The organism is Desulfovibrio oxyclinae DSM 11498, assembly GCF_000375485.1.
GTDB lineage: Bacteria > Desulfobacterota > Desulfovibrionia > Desulfovibrionales > Desulfovibrionaceae > Pseudodesulfovibrio > Pseudodesulfovibrio oxyclinae.
In genome coordinates, this window is sequence record NZ_AQXE01000012.1 from 35,129 (window position 1) to 53,175 (window position 18,047).

The 18,047-nt window shown below is 62.3% G+C and carries 14 protein-coding genes; 9 read left to right on the top strand and 5 right to left on the bottom strand.

Features of this window, described 5'->3' with window-relative positions:
- Nucleotides 1-209 precede the first annotated feature (209 nt).
- The 6 genes from glpA (at nucleotide 210) to B149_RS0113150 (ending at nucleotide 7,888) form a co-directional block, all read left to right on the top strand.
- The gene (glpA, locus tag B149_RS0113125; RefSeq protein WP_018125626.1) at nucleotides 210-1,763 is read left to right on the top strand and encodes an anaerobic glycerol-3-phosphate dehydrogenase subunit GlpA; all 1,554 of its coding nucleotides are present in this window, start codon (nucleotides 210-212) and stop codon (nucleotides 1,761-1,763) included.
- A complete protein-coding gene (gene glpB, locus B149_RS0113130) occupies nucleotides 1,760-3,040 on the top strand; it encodes a glycerol-3-phosphate dehydrogenase subunit GlpB (protein ID WP_018125627.1) in 1,281 nt (426 codons plus the stop codon). Before glpA ends, glpB begins: the two co-directional genes overlap by 4 nt.
- A gap of 1 nt (nucleotide 3,041) precedes the next feature.
- Nucleotides 3,042-4,679: a 4Fe-4S dicluster domain-containing protein gene (locus B149_RS18050; protein ID WP_018125628.1), complete on the top strand. Its 1,638-nt coding sequence runs from the start codon at nucleotides 3,042-3,044 to the stop codon at nucleotides 4,677-4,679.
- Nucleotides 4,679-5,458 (top strand): heterodisulfide reductase-related iron-sulfur binding cluster, encoded by a 780-nt coding sequence (locus tag B149_RS0113140; RefSeq protein ID WP_018125629.1) that lies wholly within the window; start codon nucleotides 4,679-4,681, stop codon nucleotides 5,456-5,458. Before B149_RS18050 ends, B149_RS0113140 begins: the two co-directional genes overlap by 1 nt.
- A 69-nt stretch (nucleotides 5,459-5,527) precedes the next feature.
- A complete protein-coding gene (gene glpK / locus B149_RS0113145; protein ID WP_018125630.1) occupies nucleotides 5,528-7,039 on the top strand; it encodes a glycerol kinase GlpK in 1,512 nt (503 codons plus the stop codon).
- Between the two features lie 54 nt (nucleotides 7,040-7,093).
- Nucleotides 7,094-7,888, top strand: coding sequence for a hypothetical protein (locus B149_RS0113150; RefSeq protein WP_018125631.1), 795 nt, complete (start codon nucleotides 7,094-7,096; stop codon nucleotides 7,886-7,888).
- A gap of 59 nt (nucleotides 7,889-7,947) precedes the next feature.
- On the opposite strand, the gene acs is transcribed toward B149_RS0113150, so the two are convergent.
- Together acs and B149_RS0113160 are read right to left on the bottom strand one after the other, a co-directional pair.
- A complete protein-coding gene (gene acs / locus B149_RS0113155; RefSeq protein ID WP_018125632.1) occupies nucleotides 7,948-9,867 on the bottom strand; it encodes an acetate--CoA ligase in 1,920 nt (639 codons plus the stop codon).
- Between the two features lie 106 nt (nucleotides 9,868-9,973).
- Entirely contained in the window at nucleotides 9,974-10,843 is an 870-nt protein-coding gene (locus B149_RS0113160; RefSeq protein WP_018125633.1) for a LytR/AlgR family response regulator transcription factor, read from the bottom strand.
- A 232-nt stretch (nucleotides 10,844-11,075) separates the two neighbouring features.
- On the opposite strand from B149_RS0113160, the gene B149_RS0113165 reads away from it, so the two are divergent.
- The 3 genes from B149_RS0113165 to B149_RS0113175 are packed head-to-tail and all read left to right on the top strand — an operon-like array spanning nucleotide 11,076 to nucleotide 14,681.
- Entirely contained in the window at nucleotides 11,076-11,954 is an 879-nt protein-coding gene (locus tag B149_RS0113165; protein ID WP_018125634.1) for a methylenetetrahydrofolate reductase, read from the top strand.
- A 48-nt stretch (nucleotides 11,955-12,002) separates the two neighbouring features.
- Nucleotides 12,003-12,746, top strand: a complete 744-nt coding sequence (locus B149_RS0113170) for a metallophosphoesterase family protein (RefSeq protein ID WP_018125635.1) — start codon at nucleotides 12,003-12,005, stop codon at nucleotides 12,744-12,746.
- 42 nt (nucleotides 12,747-12,788) lie between these two features.
- Nucleotides 12,789-14,681, top strand: coding sequence for a molybdopterin-dependent oxidoreductase (locus B149_RS0113175; RefSeq protein WP_018125636.1), 1,893 nt, complete (start codon nucleotides 12,789-12,791; stop codon nucleotides 14,679-14,681).
- Nucleotides 14,682-14,685: 4 nt separating this feature from the next.
- On the opposite strand, the gene aat is transcribed toward B149_RS0113175, so the two are convergent.
- From aat to clpA, 3 genes are read right to left on the bottom strand one after another with little or no spacing between them, the layout of a single operon-like run.
- Complete coding sequence (gene aat, locus B149_RS0113180) at nucleotides 14,686-15,393, bottom strand: leucyl/phenylalanyl-tRNA--protein transferase (RefSeq protein ID WP_018125637.1); 708 nt, start codon at nucleotides 15,391-15,393, stop codon at nucleotides 14,686-14,688.
- Between the two features lie 2 nt (nucleotides 15,394-15,395).
- Nucleotides 15,396-15,785, bottom strand: a complete 390-nt coding sequence (locus B149_RS0113185) for an acyl-CoA thioesterase (protein WP_018125638.1) — start codon at nucleotides 15,783-15,785, stop codon at nucleotides 15,396-15,398.
- Nucleotides 15,786-15,791: 6 nt separating this feature from the next.
- Nucleotides 15,792-18,047, bottom strand: coding sequence for an ATP-dependent Clp protease ATP-binding subunit ClpA (clpA, locus tag B149_RS0113190; protein WP_018125639.1), 2,256 nt, complete (start codon nucleotides 18,045-18,047; stop codon nucleotides 15,792-15,794).

Below are 18,047 nucleotides of genomic sequence, written 5' to 3' on the forward strand. Positions count from 1 at the left end.
TCGGTTTCGTAAGCTTAAACCGAAGAACCATCAAAACGTAACACCTGTTTGACACAGTCTCAACAAAAAACACTCTCCAACTCTGAAAATTCACAAGCAAAACGGGATTTGCGAAACGGCAACTCGCCACCGGGAAAAATCCGTGGCGATTCATCTCTCCATCTGCTAGCTTGGTCCTCCGAAAATGCGGCACCATTGGAGCTGAAAAAATGGAAACACAAGTGCTGATCATCGGCGGCGGAGCCACCGGCACCGGGCTGCTCAGAGACCTTGCCCTGCGCGGCGTCCCCTGCCTGCTGATTGAGAAACGCGATCTTAACGCCGGTGCGTCCGGCGGTAATCACGGCCTGCTGCACAGCGGCGGCCGATATGTCTCCGGCGACGCCGAAGCGGCCATCGAATGTCGGGAAGAAGGCGAGATTCTCAAAAAACTCGCCCCGCAATGCATTGAGGAGACCAACGGCCTGTTCGTGGCCGTGGAAGGCGACGACGAAACATTCGCTTCGGAATTCCCTTCGCACTGCTCGCGTTGCGGCATCCCCTGCGAAGAACTTGACCCGGACGAGGCCAGACGGCTTGAGCCGTATCTTTCCGAAAAGACCGTTGCGGCCTACGAAGTGGAAGACGGCGCCATAGACCCCTTCATGCTCGCGCTGGACAACGTGGCTCACGCCGCGGCCCACGGAGCCAAGATCATGCGCAACACGCGCGTCACCGGCTTCGACTCCGAAGGCGGCAGCATCAAGCGGGTGCACGTCTTTGACGAAACCGAGCAGTGCGAACGCACCATCGAGGCCGAAATAGTCGTCAACGCATCCGGCGCATGGGCCGGGGAAATCGCGGCCATGGCCGGCGCACAGGTCGGGGTGATCTGTTCCAAGGGCACCCTGCTCGTGACGCAGGACAGGCTCTCGACCCGCGTCATCAACCGCCTCCGCAAGCCCTCGGACGCAGACATCCTCGTCCCGGGCGGCACGGTCTCCATCCTCGGCACCACCAGCGTCCGGGTCGATTCGCCGGACGACGCCGTGCCCACTCGCGAAGAGTGCGTGCGGCAGGTGGAAGACGCCATGCGCATGATGCCCGTGCTGGAAACCACGCGCTACATCCGGGCCTATGCGGGCATACGTCCCCTCATCAGCCTCGGCGGCGGCGATGACCGCAACGTGAGCCGCGGGTTCTCACTGGTGGACCACTCAGACGAAAACATAAACAATTTCATCACCATATCCGGCGGAAAGCTGACTACCTACCGGCTCATGGCCGAAAAAACAGCGGACATGGTCTGCGCCAAGATCGGCGTATCCAAGCCGTGCCTGACCCGCACCGAGCCGCTGCCTTCATCCGTTTCCGGACGATGGACCGAACCGGGCCGCGCCCCTCGCGAATTCGCCACGGGAGACGCCCGCGCCGAGGTCATGCTTTGCGAATGCGAACTCATTCCGCGCTCGGTCATCGGCGAAGTGGTCCGCGGACTCGGCGACATGCGCGGCCGGTCGGCACTCAACGCCATCAACCTGCGCAGCCGCATGGGCAAAGGTCCGTGTCAGGGCGCGTTCTGCGGCCCGCGGGTCACCTCATTCCTTTATGATGAGGGCGTGGTCGGCGGCATGAGAGGCCTCGCCGAGCTGAAGTCCTTTACCCAGCGCCGCTGGAAGGGACAGCGTCCCGTCATGTGGGGCCGCACCGCCGAGCAGACCGAACTTCAGGAAGCGCTGCACTGCGCTCTGCTGGAACTGGAACTTACCGGAGATCAAGAATGATCGACATATCCTGCGACGTGATGGTCATCGGGGCTGGTCACGCCGGAATGGCAGCAGCCCTCTTTGCCGCGCAAAAAGGGCTGTCGGTCGCGCAGGCCGGGACCACCGGAGGCATCGACTTCGGCAGCGGCTTCATAGATGTGCTCGGGGTGCACCCGACCGCCAAGCTGCTGGAGCACGACGACCCGTGGTCCGCCATGGACTCGCTGCGCCGGGAGATTCCGGACCATCCATACGCCCGACTCAAAACCGACGAGATCAAGGAATCGCTTCGCGAATTCATCGCGTTTCTCGATGCACAGGGACTGCCCTACGGCGGGGACGGCAAAAGCAACCTGCGCCTGCCCACCCCGGCAGGGACGGTCAAACGCACCTGTCGCGCCCCGCAAACCATGATCCCCGGCGCGGATGCGCTTGCCAGCAAAGCGCCGTGCCTTGCAGTGGCATTTGACGGACTCAAGGGGTTCAGCGGGCATCAGCTCACCGAGACCCTCGGCAGACACTGGCCTGCCCTCAAGTCCGCGACCATCCGCTTTCCGGGGCTGGACGGCGAGCTGTTCCCCGAACACATGGCACTGGCGCTTTCGGACGCCAAGCGGCGCGAAGCGCTGGCCGAAGCCGTGCGCCCGCATCTCGGCGACGCCCAATACGTGGCCTTCCCCGCCATGCTGGGCATCCTCGACTGCACGAAGGTTACAACGCACCTTTCACAGCTGCTTGGCGCGACCGTGTTCGAGATACCCACGCTTCCGCCCCCCATCATGGGCACCCGGCTCAGGGCCGCCTTCGACCGGGGACTCCCGGTGCTTGGCGTGCGGACCCTCAGCCAGAAAACGGTCCGGGGCACGCAGAAGCACCCTTCGGGCGGATTCACCTTCACCGTCGGCGGTGCGCGGGACGAATACCGGGTATCCGCCCGCTCCGCCATCCTCGCCACCGGCCGATTCTTCGGCAAGGGGCTTCGGCAGGAGATGCACGGCATCCGTGAGACCGTCTTCGATATCCCCGTGGCACAGCCGTCGGGCCCCGACGAATGGTATTCGCAAGAATTCTTCGACCCGAAAGGACACCCGGCCGACCGCTCGGGCGTTCGCTTCGACTCCAGCTTCCGCCCCCTCGGCCCGGACGGGCAGGTCTATCACCAGAACCTGCGCGCGGCCGGAGCCATCCTGTGCGGGCACGACTGGATACGCGAGAAGTGCGGCACCGGACTTGCGGTGGCCACGGCGTGGAAAGCCGTACAGTCCCTGACCGAGCAACTGGAGGGAGGCAACTGACATGGACCTTTTCTATGCCGCCCTGCTCCCCGTCCTGACACTGGCCGTGCTCGGACTCGCCTTCCGCGCCGCCCGCGCCATGCGCTCCCGCCTCGACGGCGTGACCGGACTCAAGGACCGCCTCAAAGCCCTTCCAGGCATTGCGGCAACGCTGCTTTCTCCCAAGGGCTGGTTCGACATCCTGACCCTGCGCCGCTCCCTCGGGGGCGGTCCGTGGCGCTGGATGACGGCGGCCCTTATCCACGCAGGCTTCATCGGACTGTTGGTCGTTCATGCCTTCGGCCCCTGGACCGCCGACCTTTTCGACCTCTATTACGAAGCTACCCTTGATCCATTCTATTTCCTGAGGGATCTCTTCGGCTTCATGCTCTGCCTCGGGCTGCTGATGGTCATCTGCCGCAGGCTGTTCATGCCGCGTCTCAGGCGCATCACCCGCCCCATGGACTGGGCGTTGCTGATCATCGTGGCGGGCATCGGACTTTCGGGCGTGTTCTGGCAGGCGGCAAAGTCCGTTTCCCCCGCTGCATTCGAGCGCATGACCGAAGAATACTTCTACGGCGGCGAAGAGGAAGTCGCCGCACTCAAGGCCGTCTGGACCGTGGACTACGACGTGGTCTTCCCCCGGCGTCCGGACACATCGCCGGAGACACTGGAATTCGGCCGCGAACTCAACGCCGATTCCTGTTCCAGCTGCCACGCGCCCGCGTCCTCGGCCTTCATGTCTTCAGCGGTGGCAAAAGTCATATCACCCGCAGCTCCGGCGCTGGAGCGCATCGACGCGGCCACTGCGCTCGGCACCCTCCACGGCCTGTTCATTCTTGCGGGGATACTGTTGCTGCCCATCGGTAAATTCGCCCATGTGCTCACCACCCCGCTCAACCTGCTCAGGCGTCGCGGAAGAAGCAGTTCCGAAGCCGCACGGGAACGCAGCTCCGGCGAAATGGAAGCCGCGCGTCAGGAAGGCCTTGCCGCCTGCACCCACTGCGGGGAATGTTCCCTGCGGTGCAGCGTGGCCCCGGCCTACGACGTGCTCGGCATCAGGCCGGTGCTTCCCTCGGAGAAGATCGGCGAACTCGGCGCCTATGCCTCTGGCCGCCTTTCCGGCAAACGACTTGACGACTTCGGTTCCGGCAGCCGCATCTGTTCACAGTGCGGACGCTGCACCGACGTCTGTCCCTCCGGCATCGACTTGCAGGACCTCTGGCTTTCCTCGCTTGAGCGGCTGAAGGAAGAGAAGCTCGCCGGACCGCAGTACTACATGCCCGGCAAGTCTCCCTCGCAGCGCATGACCGCTCTGCGCGGACTGGCCGAATCAAGAGCAGAACGCGCCCGGGCCGAAAAGCTCGTGGCGCGCAAGGAATCATATCTCGGATGTGTGCAGTGCACCACGTGCACCAGCGTGTGCACCGTGGTCAACGCCAGCGCCAACCCGGCCCGAGAGCTGGACTTCACCCCCCAGCAGGTCATGAACCTGTTGCGCATGGGGCTGGTGGACCACGCTCTGGGCGCGGGCATGACGTGGAACTGCGTCACCTGCTACAAGTGTCAGGAACACTGCCCGCAGGGCGTCCCCGTTGCGGACGTACTGTTCGAGCTTCGCAACATCGCCAACGCACGGCTCCGAGAAGGAGAGGACTGATGCAATTCGCCTGGTTTCCGGGATGCAAGATAGCATATCACCAGCCACAGTACGGCAGGGACGCGCTGGATGTCTGCGCCGCGCTCGGTCTGGAACCCGCTTCAATGGAATTCAACTGTTGCGGCTGGCCGCTCAGACAGGAGAGCCTTCGCACCTCGGCGCTGGCCGCTGCGCGAAACTTCGCCCTCGCCAACGCCGCCGGGTTGGACATCGTCACCCCATGCAAATGCTGTTACGGCAACCTCAAGGTCATGGCGCACAAGCTCCAGACCCTGCCGGAACTGCGCACGACGATTGACGCGCACCTCCAGTCGGAGGGGCTTTCTCTCGCCGAGATCCCCAGAGTGCTTCACCTGCTCACCGTCATGGACCAGAACCTCGACAAGCTCAGGGAGCTTGCGGGCAACGGCCTCGGCGGCAGTCCTGTGGCGGCCAGTTATGGGTGTCATGCCCTGCGGCCGTCCGAAGCCACGGACTTTGACGATCCGCTGGCGCCAACGGTTTTCGAGCGGGTCCTCAAGGCGCTCGGGGCCGAGCCGGTCCCGTGGCAGCTGCGCGTTGAATGCTGCGGGCACTTTATGCGTGACCGCAACGACGCCATGGCCGACTCCATCGGCCTGAGCAAACTCCGGGACGCGGCGGGAGCCGGAGCCGAAACCGTCGCCACGGCATGCACCTACTGCCAGATGCAGTTCGAAGGCCTGACCGGAGACGAAGAGCTGCCTGCTGCCGAGACGGTGGCATCGGTGGCGCTCAGGGCCATGAGACGAAAGAGCTGATCGAAATGATGCGGGATCGCCCGCTGACGGATACGGTACATTCACTTCAGGACGAACCAAGGAGGAACCATGGCACAATACGTCGGAGCCGTGGACCAGGGGACTACCAGCAGCCGATTCATCATCTTCGACAAGCGCGGCCGCATCGTCGCTCTGGACCAGAAGGAGCACGAACAGATATTTCCCAAACCGGGCTGGGTCGAGCATGATCCCATGGAGATATGGCGCAACACGCAGGACGTGATCAAAGGCGCTCTCGCCAAGGCCGGCATCAAGGGTACCGACCTCGCCTCCATCGGCATAACCAACCAGCGCGAAACCGTGGTGGTCTGGGACGCCAACACGGGACAGCCCTACTACAATGCCATCGTCTGGCAGTGCACCCGCACCCACGAGATCTGCAAGGAACTCATGAAAGACGGCGGTCAGGACCGCTTCCGCGAGAAGACCGGCCTGCCCATCGCCACCTATTTCAGCGGCCCCAAGATCAAATGGATCATGGACAACGTCCCCGAGGCAAAGAAAGCGCTCGAAGCCGGAACCGCCATGGTCGGCACCATGGAAACATGGGTCATCTGGTGGCTCACGGGCGGCCCCAAGGGCGGCGCACACGTCACCGACGTAACCAACGCCAGCCGCACCATGCTCATGGACCTCAAAACCCTGAAGTGGGATCAGGATATTCTCGACCTTCTGGCAATTCCCAGAGACAGCCTGCCCCGCATCGTGCCCTCTTCCGACGCCGAGACATGGGGCCCCACCATGGAAGACGGTCCACTCAAGGCCCGCGTCCCGGTCTGCGGCGCGCTGGGGGACCAGCAGGCCGCGCTTGTGGGGCAGACCTGCTTCGAGGTCGGCGAGGCCAAGAACACGTATGGCACCGGCTGCTTCCTGCTGCTCAACACAGGACACGAACCCGTCATTTCCAAGAACGGCCTGATCACCACCGTGGCCTATCAGCGCAGCGACCGCAAACCCGTGTACTGCCTCGAAGGCTCCATCGCCATCGCCGGCGCGCTGGTACAGTGGCTGCGCGACAACCTCGGCATGATCAACGACGCCCCCGAGGTGGAGGAGCTTGCCTCAAAGGTGGAAGACAGCGGCGGCGTGTACATTGTTCCGGCATTTCAGGGTCTGTTCGCTCCCTACTGGCGGCCCGATGCCCGCGGCGTCATGGTCGGGCTGACCCGCTACGCCACCAAGCACCACATCGCCCGCGCCGTGCTGGAAGCCAACGCCTACCAGACCAAAGACATTGTCGAAGCCATGAACAAGGACTCCGGCGTGGATCTCAGGGCCCTCAAGGTGGACGGCGGCATGGTGCAGAACGATCTGCTCATGCAGTTCCAGGCCGACGTGCTCGACGTCCCCGTGACACGCCCCAAGGTCGCGGAAACAACCTGTCTCGGCGCAGCCTACGCCGCAGGCGTGGCGGTCGGGTTCTGGGACAGCTTCCACGAGCTGCGCGAAAACTGGGCCGAGGACAAGACGTGGAAACCGAACATGGACCCCGAAGCCCGCGCCAAAGGTTACGCAGGCTGGAAAAAAGCCGTGGAACGAACTTACGGCTGGGAAGAATAACGACCATCAAAGGGGCGGTCCGCAAGGGCCGCCCTTTTCCATGAAGCACCGCACATGCCCGTACCGCAAAATCTGATTCTGGGCCTCGCCGCAGGATACCACTTCGGCGATCTTGCCCCGTTCGTCCTCTCATGGAAGGCGGTTGCCCCGAAAGCACGACTGGTGCTCTTCACCAGTCCCACCACCCGGCACACGACCCAACTCCGGGACCTCGGCGTGGAAGTCGTTCCCTTCGAGCGCCCCGCTGAATTCGAGATTGTTCCATACAATGGCTACCGCTACCGTCTCTATCGTGAGTACCTGCGCACGCACGACGAATCCTTCCAGCGAATTCTGCTCACGGATGTCCGGGACGTGCTGTTCCAGGGCGACCCGTTCGCCTTTGCATGGTCTCCCGGCATCAATGCCACATTGGAAGCGCCGGGCATGACTATCGGACGTTGCCCGCACAACAGCCACTGGGTTGAGAATCACCTTGGACCGCAGGCGCTGGATTTTCTGCGCGACGAACCCATTTCCTGCTCCGGAACCACCGTCGCCGATCAGGAAACACTGCTTGAATACCTCGACGCCATGATCGAACAGTCGGCGGGGTTCTCTCCCGGCAACAATATGGCGGGATTCGATCAGGCAATTCATAACATACTGATCAGAAAGGAATTTGATTCAAAGACAACCTTTCACGATAATGCAGGGCCAATCCTCACGCTGGGCTACCACCCGGGCGAGCCGGAGTGCGATGCGTCGGGGCTGGTTCTCAATGCGTCGGGAAAGCCTGCGGTCATCGTGCATCAGTATGACCGAAAGCCGAAGCTGTTCCGGCAGGTGCGCGAGCGATTCATGCAGTAGCGATTCCCATCAGCTCAAAAAAAGCCCCGGTCTACAGCGGACCGGGGCTTTTGGTTGGGTCAGGAGTCGTCTTCCATTCCGGTGAGGTCGCCGATCTCTGTGCCGGTCTCTTCCGCCTTGAGCACCCGACGCATGATCTTTCCGGAGCGGGTCTTGGGCAGTTTCCTGCGGAACTCGATGGACTTGAGCACGGCCACCGGCCCAAGTTCGTTGCGGATGTGTCGCTTGAGGTCCTTGATAAGCTCGTCGTCTTCCTCGGCACCGGAGCGCACCACGACGAAAGCCTTGGCGGCCTCGCCCTTGATGGTGTCCGGCACACCGATGACGGCGGCCTCGGTCACATTCCGGTGCGCGCCGAAAGCTGCCTCCAGCTCGGCAGAACCGACACGGTGGCCCGCGATGTTGATCACATCATCTGCACGGCCCTGAATCCAGATGTAGCCATCTTCGTCGCGCCGAGCCACGTCGCCTGCGAAGTAGCATCCCGGAACCTTCTCGAAATACTCGCGGTACCGGTCCTCATCGTTCCAGAGTCCAGTCATCATGGCGGGCCACGGCTCGCGAATCACCAGCAGGCCGCCTTTGCCCGGCTCCACGGAGTTGCCTTCGCGGTCCACGACGTCCGCCTTCACGCCCGGCAGCGGCTTGGTCACCGAGCCGGGCTTGAGCAGCGAGATGGGCAACGGGCTGATCATGAACATGCCGGTTTCGGTCTGCCACCAGGTGTCGATGACGGGACACTCGCTTCGACCGATGTTCTTGTAGAGCCACGTCCACGCCTCGGGGCTGATGGGCTCGCCCACCGATCCCAGCAGACGCAGACTGGACAGGTCGTGCCGTTTGGTGTGCTGCACGCCGAAGCGCATGAGCATCCTGATGACCGTGGGCACGGTGTAGAAAATGCTGATGCCGTATTTGGCCACGATGTTCCAGAGACGGTCGGCCTGCGGATAATTCGGGTGTCCTTCATAGATGACCGTGGTGGTCCCCGCCAGCAGCGGTCCGTAGACCACGGCGCTGTGGCCGGTGACCCAGCCGGGGTCGGCGGTGCACCAGAAGATATCCGTGGGTTTTACATCGAAGACGGTGGTCAGGGTGCGGTGTACGCCCACCATGTAGCCGCCGTGGCAGTGCACGATGCCCTTGGGCTTGCCAGTGGTGCCTGAGGTGTACATGAGAAAGAGTGGCTCGTGCGCCTCCATGACCTCGGTGGGCGCGGTGTTGCGCTCCTGACGGACGAGGTCCTCGTACCAGAAGTCGCGACCGTCCACCATGTCCACGCCCACTTTGGTGCGTCGCACGACCACCATGGATTCCACGCAGTCGGCGCAGGCGCCCACGAGCGCCTCGTCCACGGTATCCTTGAGTCGCAGCACCTGCCCGTTGCGATAGAAGCCGTCGGCGGTGATGACCGCCTTGGCCTGCGCGTCGTTGATGCGCTGGCGCAGGGCCTTGGCCGAGAACCCGGCGAAGACCACGGAATGCACGGCGCCGATTTTGGCGGCCGCGAGCATGGCCACTACGGTTTCCGGCAGCGGCGGCATGTAGACCACCACACGGTCGCCCTTCTGCACGCCGAGGGTGCGCAGGGCGTTGGCGAAACGGTTTACCTCGCGGTAGAGTTCAAAATAGGTATACTTCCTCGAATCGCCGGGTTCACCTTCCCAGATGAGCGCCAGCTTGTTCTTGTTGGCGGTCTCGATGTGGCGGTCAAGGCAGTTGTAGACGATGTTGCAACGCGCTCCCGGAAACCAGCGATAGAAAGGCTTTCGGGAGTCGTCCAGCACGCGATCCCAGCGTTTGAACCAGTCGAGCTCGTCCGCCGCTTCTTCCCAGTACCCCAACGGATCGTACTCGGACTGGCGGCGCGCGGCCCCCAGCTCCTGCGGATTGACGTTGGCCTCGATCACGAGCTGCGGCAGGGGGCGGAAGACGCGCTCTTCCTGCAACAAGCTGTCGAGGGTTTCGAAACGATCCATATTTCCTCCTCGCGCGGCCTCAGGTGGTCCGCGAGTCTGTTTCAACACAAACGGCCTGGCAACACCCGCCCTATTCGGTGAGCGGATGACCGGACCGGATGAACGGTCAAAGTCCCAGAATCTGCTTGAGTTCAGCTATGCGTCTGCGGCTGATGGGCAGCTCGATGCGCGTGCGACCGGTGGTTCGGAGCATGAAGTTGCTGCCCGGCATGCTGGCTATTTCCGTAACGGTATCCAGATTCACCAAATACTTGCGGTGCACCCGGAAAAAGCCGAACGCTTTCAACCGGTCTTCAAGATGTTTGAGCCGGTAGTTCGTGAGAAATTTCTGATTGGCGGTGTGTACGTAGGAATAGTCCTCGTACGCCTCGATGAAGATTATCTGCGAATAGGGAATGAGGATGACCCGGCCGTCCTGATTGACCGCCAGTTTTTCCAGCTCCGGCCCGCGATTCTGCGATTCGTCCCACGCCTGCCTGAGCGCCGCGAGGAAATGGTCCTGCTCATCCTCGCCGAGAGGGAGCTGCACCGTGGCCTCGTCCGTGGCGTTGCTGGCGTCGGGGGAGTCCTCCCAGTGCTCGGGTTCGGGCACTTCTCGGTATTTGGTCTTGAAATCGGACAGTCGGTCTATGGTCCGCGCAAGGCGTCCGCTGGCCGGCGGCCAGAGCAGATAATCCGTGGCTCCGAGCTCGAAGGCGGCGTAGGCCTGCTGCTCGGATTCGGAAATGAAAATAAGCGCGGGCCGGTTCTTGCGTCCGGCCAGCATCTGCGCCAGCTCGATTCCGTCGGCCCTGCCGGGCAGATCGGTACCGAGGAAAAACGCACCGTATGGAATGGCATCCAACAGTTCAAGCGCCTCGAACGCCTCAACGGCCTCCCCCACAACCTGCAGGAAAGGCACCTCGGCCAGCTGCGACCGTAGTTCGGCACGCACCTGCGCATCTGGATGAATCAGCAGAGTCTTCAGCTTTGGCATGACCGCAACACCGGAGCTTCATTCACTATTCGAAACCCCGCCTCCCACTCTATCCCTACCGGGATTTGCCTCTGTTCGCAAGCACCCGGCCCGCTTGCCGATCACAGGCTCATCAAAGCCCCAGTCTTACCTCACGCCACTGACTTGACATCTCCCTCGGACACGTATAAATGCATAAATCAAGATATCTCAATATAAACATTTAAGCATACAATTTCATCTCGGAGGAGCCATGCTGATTCACGAAGCCTGCCGCAACTCGTGCCGTACAGACGGCCCGTTCATATCATTGGAATTCTTTCCCCCGCGCAGGCCGGAACTCATGCCGAAGCTGCTGGAATCCGCCGACAAGCTGAAGACGCTCAAGCCGCTGTTCGCGGCTGTTACCTGCGGCGCCGGGGGCGGCGGCGCCACTGGAACGCTCGAAACCGCAGCAAAACTCTCTGACACCCTCGGCTTCACGGTCATGCCGCACCTCACCTGCGTCCATCATACTCCCGAATCCGCGCGAGAGGCCGTACGTGAACTCAAAAATATGGGCATCCGCAACGCCCTCGCGGTCCGTGGCGACCTGCCCGAAGGCATGGACGCTGCGCCCGAAGAGCTTCGTTACGCAACCGACCTCGTAGCAATCATACGGCAGGAGGCCCCGGACATGGCGGTGGGCGTGGCCGCATATCCGGACATTCATCCGGAGTCCGAAACAGCCCAGCAGGACGTCGAAATGCTCAAGTTCAAGCTCGACAACGCCGAATTCGGCGTGACCCAGCTCTTTTTCGACAACCGGCGCTATTTCGACCTCGTGGAGCGACTGGAAGGCATGGGCTGCACCAGACCCGTCATCCCAGGCGTGCTTCCGATCCGCTCCCTCGGACAGATTCGGCGGCTCATGACGCTTTGCAGCACGCCCATCCCCGGCGATCTGCTCTCATCCATCGAAAAGGCCCATGCGCAGGGAGGTGACGACGCCGTGCGCGAGCTCGGGTTGGATCACGCCGCGCAGCAGCTTCGCGATCTGGCTGCCAACGGCGCCCCGGGAATCCACCTTTATCCGTTCAATCAGGCCGAGCTGTGCCTTGAGCTGGCGCAGCGGGCCGGACTTTTGTCCTAATCCCCGTAAGGTGTTGCCCGCGCGGTCCGGAGAAGCTATCGTTGCCGAATGAAGGAATCACGCCGCATAGCGGTCATGTCCGACATCCACGGCAATCTGGAGGCCTTCCGGACCGTGCTGGGCGACATCGACACCCTCGGAATCGAACGCATAGTCAACCTCGGCGACATTGTCGGCTACGGTCCCGACCCACAGTCGTGCGCCGATCTCGTGCGCGAACGCGGCATTGAGACGGTCATGGGCAACCATGAGCAGGGACTCATCAACCAGATGTACCTGTCACGATTCAACCCCGTCGCCCGCGACATGCTGCTCAAGACCCGCGCGTTGCTGGACGACGAGACCGTCCAGTGGCTCATCACCCGGCCCAAAAGCCTCAGCTTGGACAACATGCGCTTCGTCCACGGCGCGCCACCCGATCTGGTGGGCGAATATCTCTGGAAGTACTCGGACCGCTACGGGGATTTGATGCACGCCTTCCCTGAGCACGTGTGCTTCGTGGGACACACCCATGAACTGCGGCACATCGTGCTTGACCACGACACTTCGAGCTGCCGCAAGCTCTGCGCCGGAACCGTGACTCTGACGGCTGACGCAAAGCACATCGTCAACGCAGGAGCCGTGGGCCAGCCGCGCGGCAACGGTCCTGATGCGAAGTACGTCCTTTACGATCCTGCTTCCGGCGAGCTTGAAATCCGCTTTCTGCCGTACGATACGCAGACCACGGCCGAAAAGATTCGCCGCGCCGGATTCCATCCTGCGCTGGCCGACAGGATTCTCAGGGGCTGTTAGGCCGCACTTGACCGTCCGGGGAAAATCCAACATCCTCACCGCATGACACACAGCGCATGCACCTTCGACTGTCCGGACAGCTGCTCGTGGCTGGTGGATACTGACACACGGAAGATTCGCGGCAACCCCGAGCATCCCTTCACCAACGGCTTCGCCTGCCCCAAGGGACAACGCATCTTCAGGCGCATCGAGGCCGAGGATCGCATCACCACCCCGCTGCTGCGACGCAACGGCCAGTTTGAGCCTATTGACTGGGCCGAAGCCCTCGCATTGTGCGCGGAAAAACTGAACTCGGTTCAGGGCGATCCGCAAAAGGCGCTGCATCTGCGCGGCTTCGGCTATCGCGGCGTGCTCGGCATGGCCAGCGTCGCCTTTTTCAATGCCTTCGGCGCGACCCGTACCCACGGATCGCTTTGCGATGACACCGGCATTGCCGCGTGCGAGGCGGATTTCGGAGTGCTCACCCACAATGACCCGTCCGACATCCCCAACGCCCGCCGCATCGTGAACTGGGGCAAGGACTTCAACCGAAGCTCCATCCACACCGCGGCTCTCATCAGGCAGGCTCGCAAGAACGGCGCTTCTGTCCTGACGGTCTCCATCGGCGGAGACGACACGGCATCGCTTTCCGACACCGTCATCCGCATCCGCCCCGGTACGGACCGCTTTCTGGCCGCCGCAGTTCTGGCACTGCTGCTGCGCGAGAACCGTGTTGGCAAGGACATGCTCACGCGGTGCGCCAACACGGACGAGTTCGCGCGTCTGGTCAAAGAGCAGGACATCACCACGCTCTGCCGCGCCTGCGACGTTTCCTTTGATGCGGTGCGAACGCTGGCCGAATGGTACGCCGATGAATCCCCCCTGACCTCCATCATCGGCTGGGGACTTCAGAGACACCTGCACGGCGGCGAGTCCGTACGTTTCATCAATGCGCTCTCGGTGCTTTCCGGACACATCGGCTCCCCCGGCAACGGTGTTTACTACAATATTTCCTCCAACCGGAACTTCACCAAATGGAAAGCCGACGGCCCCCACGACGGCCCGACACGAAGCTTTCTTGTGCCGCAACTGGCAAGAGAACTGGAGAATGCCGCTCCTGCCGTGGAATTCTGCTGGATAGACGGATTCAACCCCGCCAATCAGGTGCCTGACGCCGTGGCAGCGGCCCGCGCCCTCAAGCGCATCCCCTTCACCGTATGCGTGGAGGCGTTCATGACCGACACCGCCATGCGCGCGGACCTGATCCTGCCGCCCGCGCTGACCATGGAGCGCGAGGACATCCTCGGTTCCGCCCTGCACAACTACGTGAACCACTCCGCCAAGCTGATGGAACCGCGCGACGAGGCCCGATCCGACTTTGAAATCCTTCGCGAGCTGGGCGCAAGGCTGACCACCCCAATCACGTTTCCAGATGCGGAAACATGCCTTCGCAGTTCACTTCAGGAATCCGGCATCGACCTCGACGACTTGCGGGAAACAGGTTTCGCACGCGGCGATTGGCCGCAGATCGCATTCGAAGACCTTCGATTCGGACATGAAGACGGCCTGTACCACCTGCCGGAAACGCTTTCCGATGCACGGGAACACGACGCGAATTATCCCCTGATGCTCATGACGCTGGTACGCCGTGAAGCCATTCATTCGCAGATTCCCGAAGAGGAGCAGGCAGAAATGCTGACCGCCCGAATATCTCCGGACAACCCGATGCTCAAGGGGTTGAATACGGCCGACCCCGCTCTGCTTGAGACAGAGGCCGGGAGCATGCGGGTCATGGTGGCGGTGGAGGAAGGCATCCATCCCCAGACCGTCATTCTGCGCCGGGGCGGTTGGATGCGACACGGCAGGAATCCCAACGCGGTCATTGCTGACCACGTCACGGACATGGGCGGCGGTGCGGCTTATTACAGCCAGTACTGCACACTGAAAAACGGGTAGTTATCTAGTTCCGGAGAGCATCGGCGTCTTCGCAAAAGCTCCAGCGCCCCTCGAACGTGGGCTTGCGAACCGCCTTGTCGAGCATTTCCCGGAAGCGGTAGCGCGGCACTTCGCGCGCGCCAAAACGCAGCAGATGGTCCGTGGTCTGCTGGCAGTCCACGAAATCGAACCCCCACTGCTCAAGCTGGCGCACCAGCGTCACGAAGGCGGCCTTGGATGCATCCGGACGGCGGAAGAACATGGATTCTCCGAAAAAAGCCGAGCCGATGGAGATGCCGTAAAGCCCGCCTACCAGATCATCGCCGCACCATGCCTCCACGGAATGGGCGTACCCAAGATCGTGCAGCAGCGTGTAGGCTTCTATCATCTCCGGCACCAGCCACGTGCCCTCCTGATCCGGCCTCAAGGTTTCCGCGCAGGCCGCTATGACCGAGCGGAAATCCCGGTCAAGGGTAAAGCTGTAGCAGCCGCGATTCAGGGTTCGGCGCAGGCTTTTGGGGACATGCAGTTCCGAAGGGATGAGTATCAGGCGCGGATTGGTGGACCACCACAGAATGGGCGAATCCTCGGCATACCAGGGAAAAATGCCGTTGGCATAGGCGGTGAGCAGGCGCGTCACGGACAGGTCGCCGCCCACGGCGAGCAGCCCGTCCGGCTCAGCCTCGTCCGGGTCGGGAAACACTGGATCCTCGAACAGCCGGTAGATCGCCAAAATCAGCCTCCGACGGTCAGCGAATGGGCATCCGGCTCCGGCAGCGGCGTCTTCCTGCCGCTCTCATCCAGACGCACGAACACGACCTTGGTTTCGAAGATGAACTTTTCCTCCGTGCCGCCGGGTTCGTCGCCGTAGACGCGAACCCGGTAGGTCACGGAAGTCGTCCCCTGCTTTTCGCGCTCCACATTGAAGCGAACGATGGCGCCGCAGGAGATGCGAGCGCGAAACTGCACCTCGTCCATGGCCACGGTGACCATGGTGCACCCCCGGTAATCGAGAGAGCAGAACAGCCAGGCGAACTCGTCCACCCATTTGAGGACGATGCCCCCGAAGAGATACCCGTGATGATTCAGGTGCTCGGGGCGCACCACCCTGTAATTGTCAACCATGTCAGCCTAGTAGTTGAACGTGAATTCGTCGTTTTCAAAGCCGACCTGAACGATGCCGCCCTTCATGAGCTTGCCGAAGAGAAGTTCGTCCGCCAGCGGATCCTTGATTTCCCGCTGGATGGTGCGGCCCATGGGGCGCGCGCCAAAGGCCGGGTCGTGCCCGAGCTTTGCCAGCTGCGTTCGCGCCGCCGGTGTCAGTTCCACAGTAACGCGCCGCTCGGCCAGCTGACCGTTCAGTTCGTTGATGAACTTGTCCACGATGCGCTCCATCACCCAGTTTTCCAGCGAGTCGAACTGCACGATGGAGTCCAGACGGTTGCGGAATTCGGGAGTGAAGAGCTTTTCCACGGCCTTGAGCGCGCCTGACTTGCGGTCGTCATCCTCGTTGCGGGTAAAGCCGATGGCACCCTTGGACATCTCCCGAGCCCCGGCATTGGAGGTCATGAGCAGAATCACGTGCCTGAAGTCCGCCTTGCGCCCATTGTTGTCCGTCAGGGTGGCGTAGTCCATGACCTGCAGCAGAATGTTGAACACGTCCGGGTGCGCCTTTTCGATCTCGTCGAAAAGCACCACGCAGTGCGGCTGCTTGCGGATGCCCTCGGTGAGCAGGCCGCCCTGATCAAAGCCCACGTAGCCCGGAGGCGCACCGATGAGCCGCGCCACGGCGTGCTTCTCCATGTACTCCGACATGTCGAAACGCAGAAAGCCCACGTCGAGCTTGTCCGCCAGCTGGCGGGCCAGCTCGGTCTTGCCCACGCCGGTGGGGCCGGTGAGCAGGAAGCTGCCAACGGGGCGTCCCGGTTGCTTCATGCCGGCACGGGCACGCTTGATGGACTTGGAAAGCTGGTCCACGGCATTGTCCTGCCCGAAGACCACGCCCTTAAGCTCGCCTTCAAGATTCTTCAGGCGCGTGCGGTCATCTCCGCTGAGGCGGCGGGCCGGGATGCGGGCCATTCGGGCGATGATCTTCTCGATGTCCGAGATGGTGATCCTGTCGCCCTTGCGCCGCGTTCTGCCCAGCTTGTAGAGCGCGCCCGCTTCGTCCATCACGTCGATGGCCTTGTCCGGCAGGTGACGCTCCGTCAGGTGACGCGAGGAAAGCTCGGCCGTGGCCTTGAGCACCGGCAGCGTGTAGGTCACGCCGTGATACTTCTCGTAATGGGGCTTGAGGCCCTTGAGAATATCCACGGTTTCATCAACCGAGGGCTCGGGCAGTTCGATCTTCTGGAACCGGCGCGACAGGGCGCGGTCCTTTTCAAAATGGTTCTTGTATTCCTCGTACGTGGTGGAGCCGATGCAGCGGATCTCGCCGGAGGCGAGGAACGGCTTGAGGATGTTGGAGGCATCCATGCTGCCGCCGCTCACGGAGCCGGCACCCACGATGGTGTGAATCTCGTCCACGAACAGGATTGCGTCCTTGCGCGGCTTCAGTTCGGCAAGCACGGCCTTGAGCCGCTTCTCGAAGTCGCCGCGATACTTGGTGCCCGCCAGCAGCGCGCCCATGTCCAGCGCCCAGATTTCGGCACCGAGGAATTCCTTGGGAACGTTACCCTCGACGATGTGCAACGCAAGCCCTTCGGCCATAGCGGTCTTGCCCACGCCGGGATCGCCCACGTAAATCGGGTTGTTCTTGCGACGGCGCGAGAGGACCTGAACCGTGCGTTCAAGCTCCGCCTGCCGGCCTATGAGCGGGTCAATGAGGCCCTGCGCGGCGCGTTCGGAAAGATTGGTCGCAAACTCTTCGAGCGCACCTTTCTTTTCGTCGCCCTTGGTCTCGGCGTCCTCGGCGGGTTCTCCCACGCGCTCCGGGAACCATGGACGGGGGTCCTCTTCCATGCCGTGCGAGATGTAATCCAGCACTTCAAGGCGGGAGACATCGTGCGTGCGCAGGAAATAGACCGCGTAGGAGTCCTCTTCGTCGAACATGGCCGCGAGCACGTCCCCCACGTCCACCATGTCGCGCCCGGCGGCCTTCTTCTGCCACACGGCACGCTGCAACACCCGGCGCACACCAAGCGTCTGCACGACTTCGGTCTCCACCTCAACAGGCAGGGATTCCATGTTCTGTTCAAAGAACACCCCGAGCTGTTCGCGCAGCTCGGTGACGTCCGCACCGCAGGACGTGAGTATTTCCACGCCCGAATCCTCGCTGGCGATGGCGTACAGGAGATGTTCCAGGGTCAGGAACTCGTGGTTCCTTTCCTTGACTTCGTTGACCGCGCCCGTCAGGGCGCTCTCTAAGGCCTTACTCAGCATGGTCAT

Bases quoted from the DNA above. Each gene is read 5' to 3' on its own strand.
- B149_RS0113160 (WP_018125633.1), bottom strand. From the start codon at position 10,843: ATGCCAAAGCTGAAGACTCTGCTGATTCATCCAGATGCGCAGGTGCGT.
- B149_RS0113185 (WP_018125638.1), bottom strand. From the start codon at position 15,785: ATGGTTGACAATTACAGGGTGGTGCGCCCCGAGCACCTGAATCATCAC.
- glpK (WP_018125630.1), top strand. From the start codon at position 5,528: ATGGCACAATACGTCGGAGCCGTGGACCAGGGGACTACCAGCAGCCGA.
- acs (WP_018125632.1), bottom strand. From the start codon at position 9,867: ATGGATCGTTTCGAAACCCTCGACAGCTTGTTGCAGGAAGAGCGCGTC.
- clpA (WP_018125639.1), bottom strand. From the start codon at position 18,047: ATGACCATGCTGAGTAAGGCCTTAGAGAGCGCCCTGACGGGCGCGGTC.
- B149_RS0113175 (WP_018125636.1), top strand. From the start codon at position 12,789: ATGACACACAGCGCATGCACCTTCGACTGTCCGGACAGCTGCTCGTGG.
- glpA (WP_018125626.1), top strand. From the start codon at position 210: ATGGAAACACAAGTGCTGATCATCGGCGGCGGAGCCACCGGCACCGGG.
- B149_RS18050 (WP_018125628.1), top strand. From the start codon at position 3,042: ATGGACCTTTTCTATGCCGCCCTGCTCCCCGTCCTGACACTGGCCGTG.
- B149_RS0113170 (WP_018125635.1), top strand. From the start codon at position 12,003: ATGAAGGAATCACGCCGCATAGCGGTCATGTCCGACATCCACGGCAAT.
- B149_RS0113140 (WP_018125629.1), top strand. From the start codon at position 4,679: ATGCAATTCGCCTGGTTTCCGGGATGCAAGATAGCATATCACCAGCCA.
- B149_RS0113165 (WP_018125634.1), top strand. From the start codon at position 11,076: ATGCTGATTCACGAAGCCTGCCGCAACTCGTGCCGTACAGACGGCCCG.
- glpB (WP_018125627.1), top strand. From the start codon at position 1,760: ATGATCGACATATCCTGCGACGTGATGGTCATCGGGGCTGGTCACGCC.
- B149_RS0113150 (WP_018125631.1), top strand. From the start codon at position 7,094: ATGCCCGTACCGCAAAATCTGATTCTGGGCCTCGCCGCAGGATACCAC.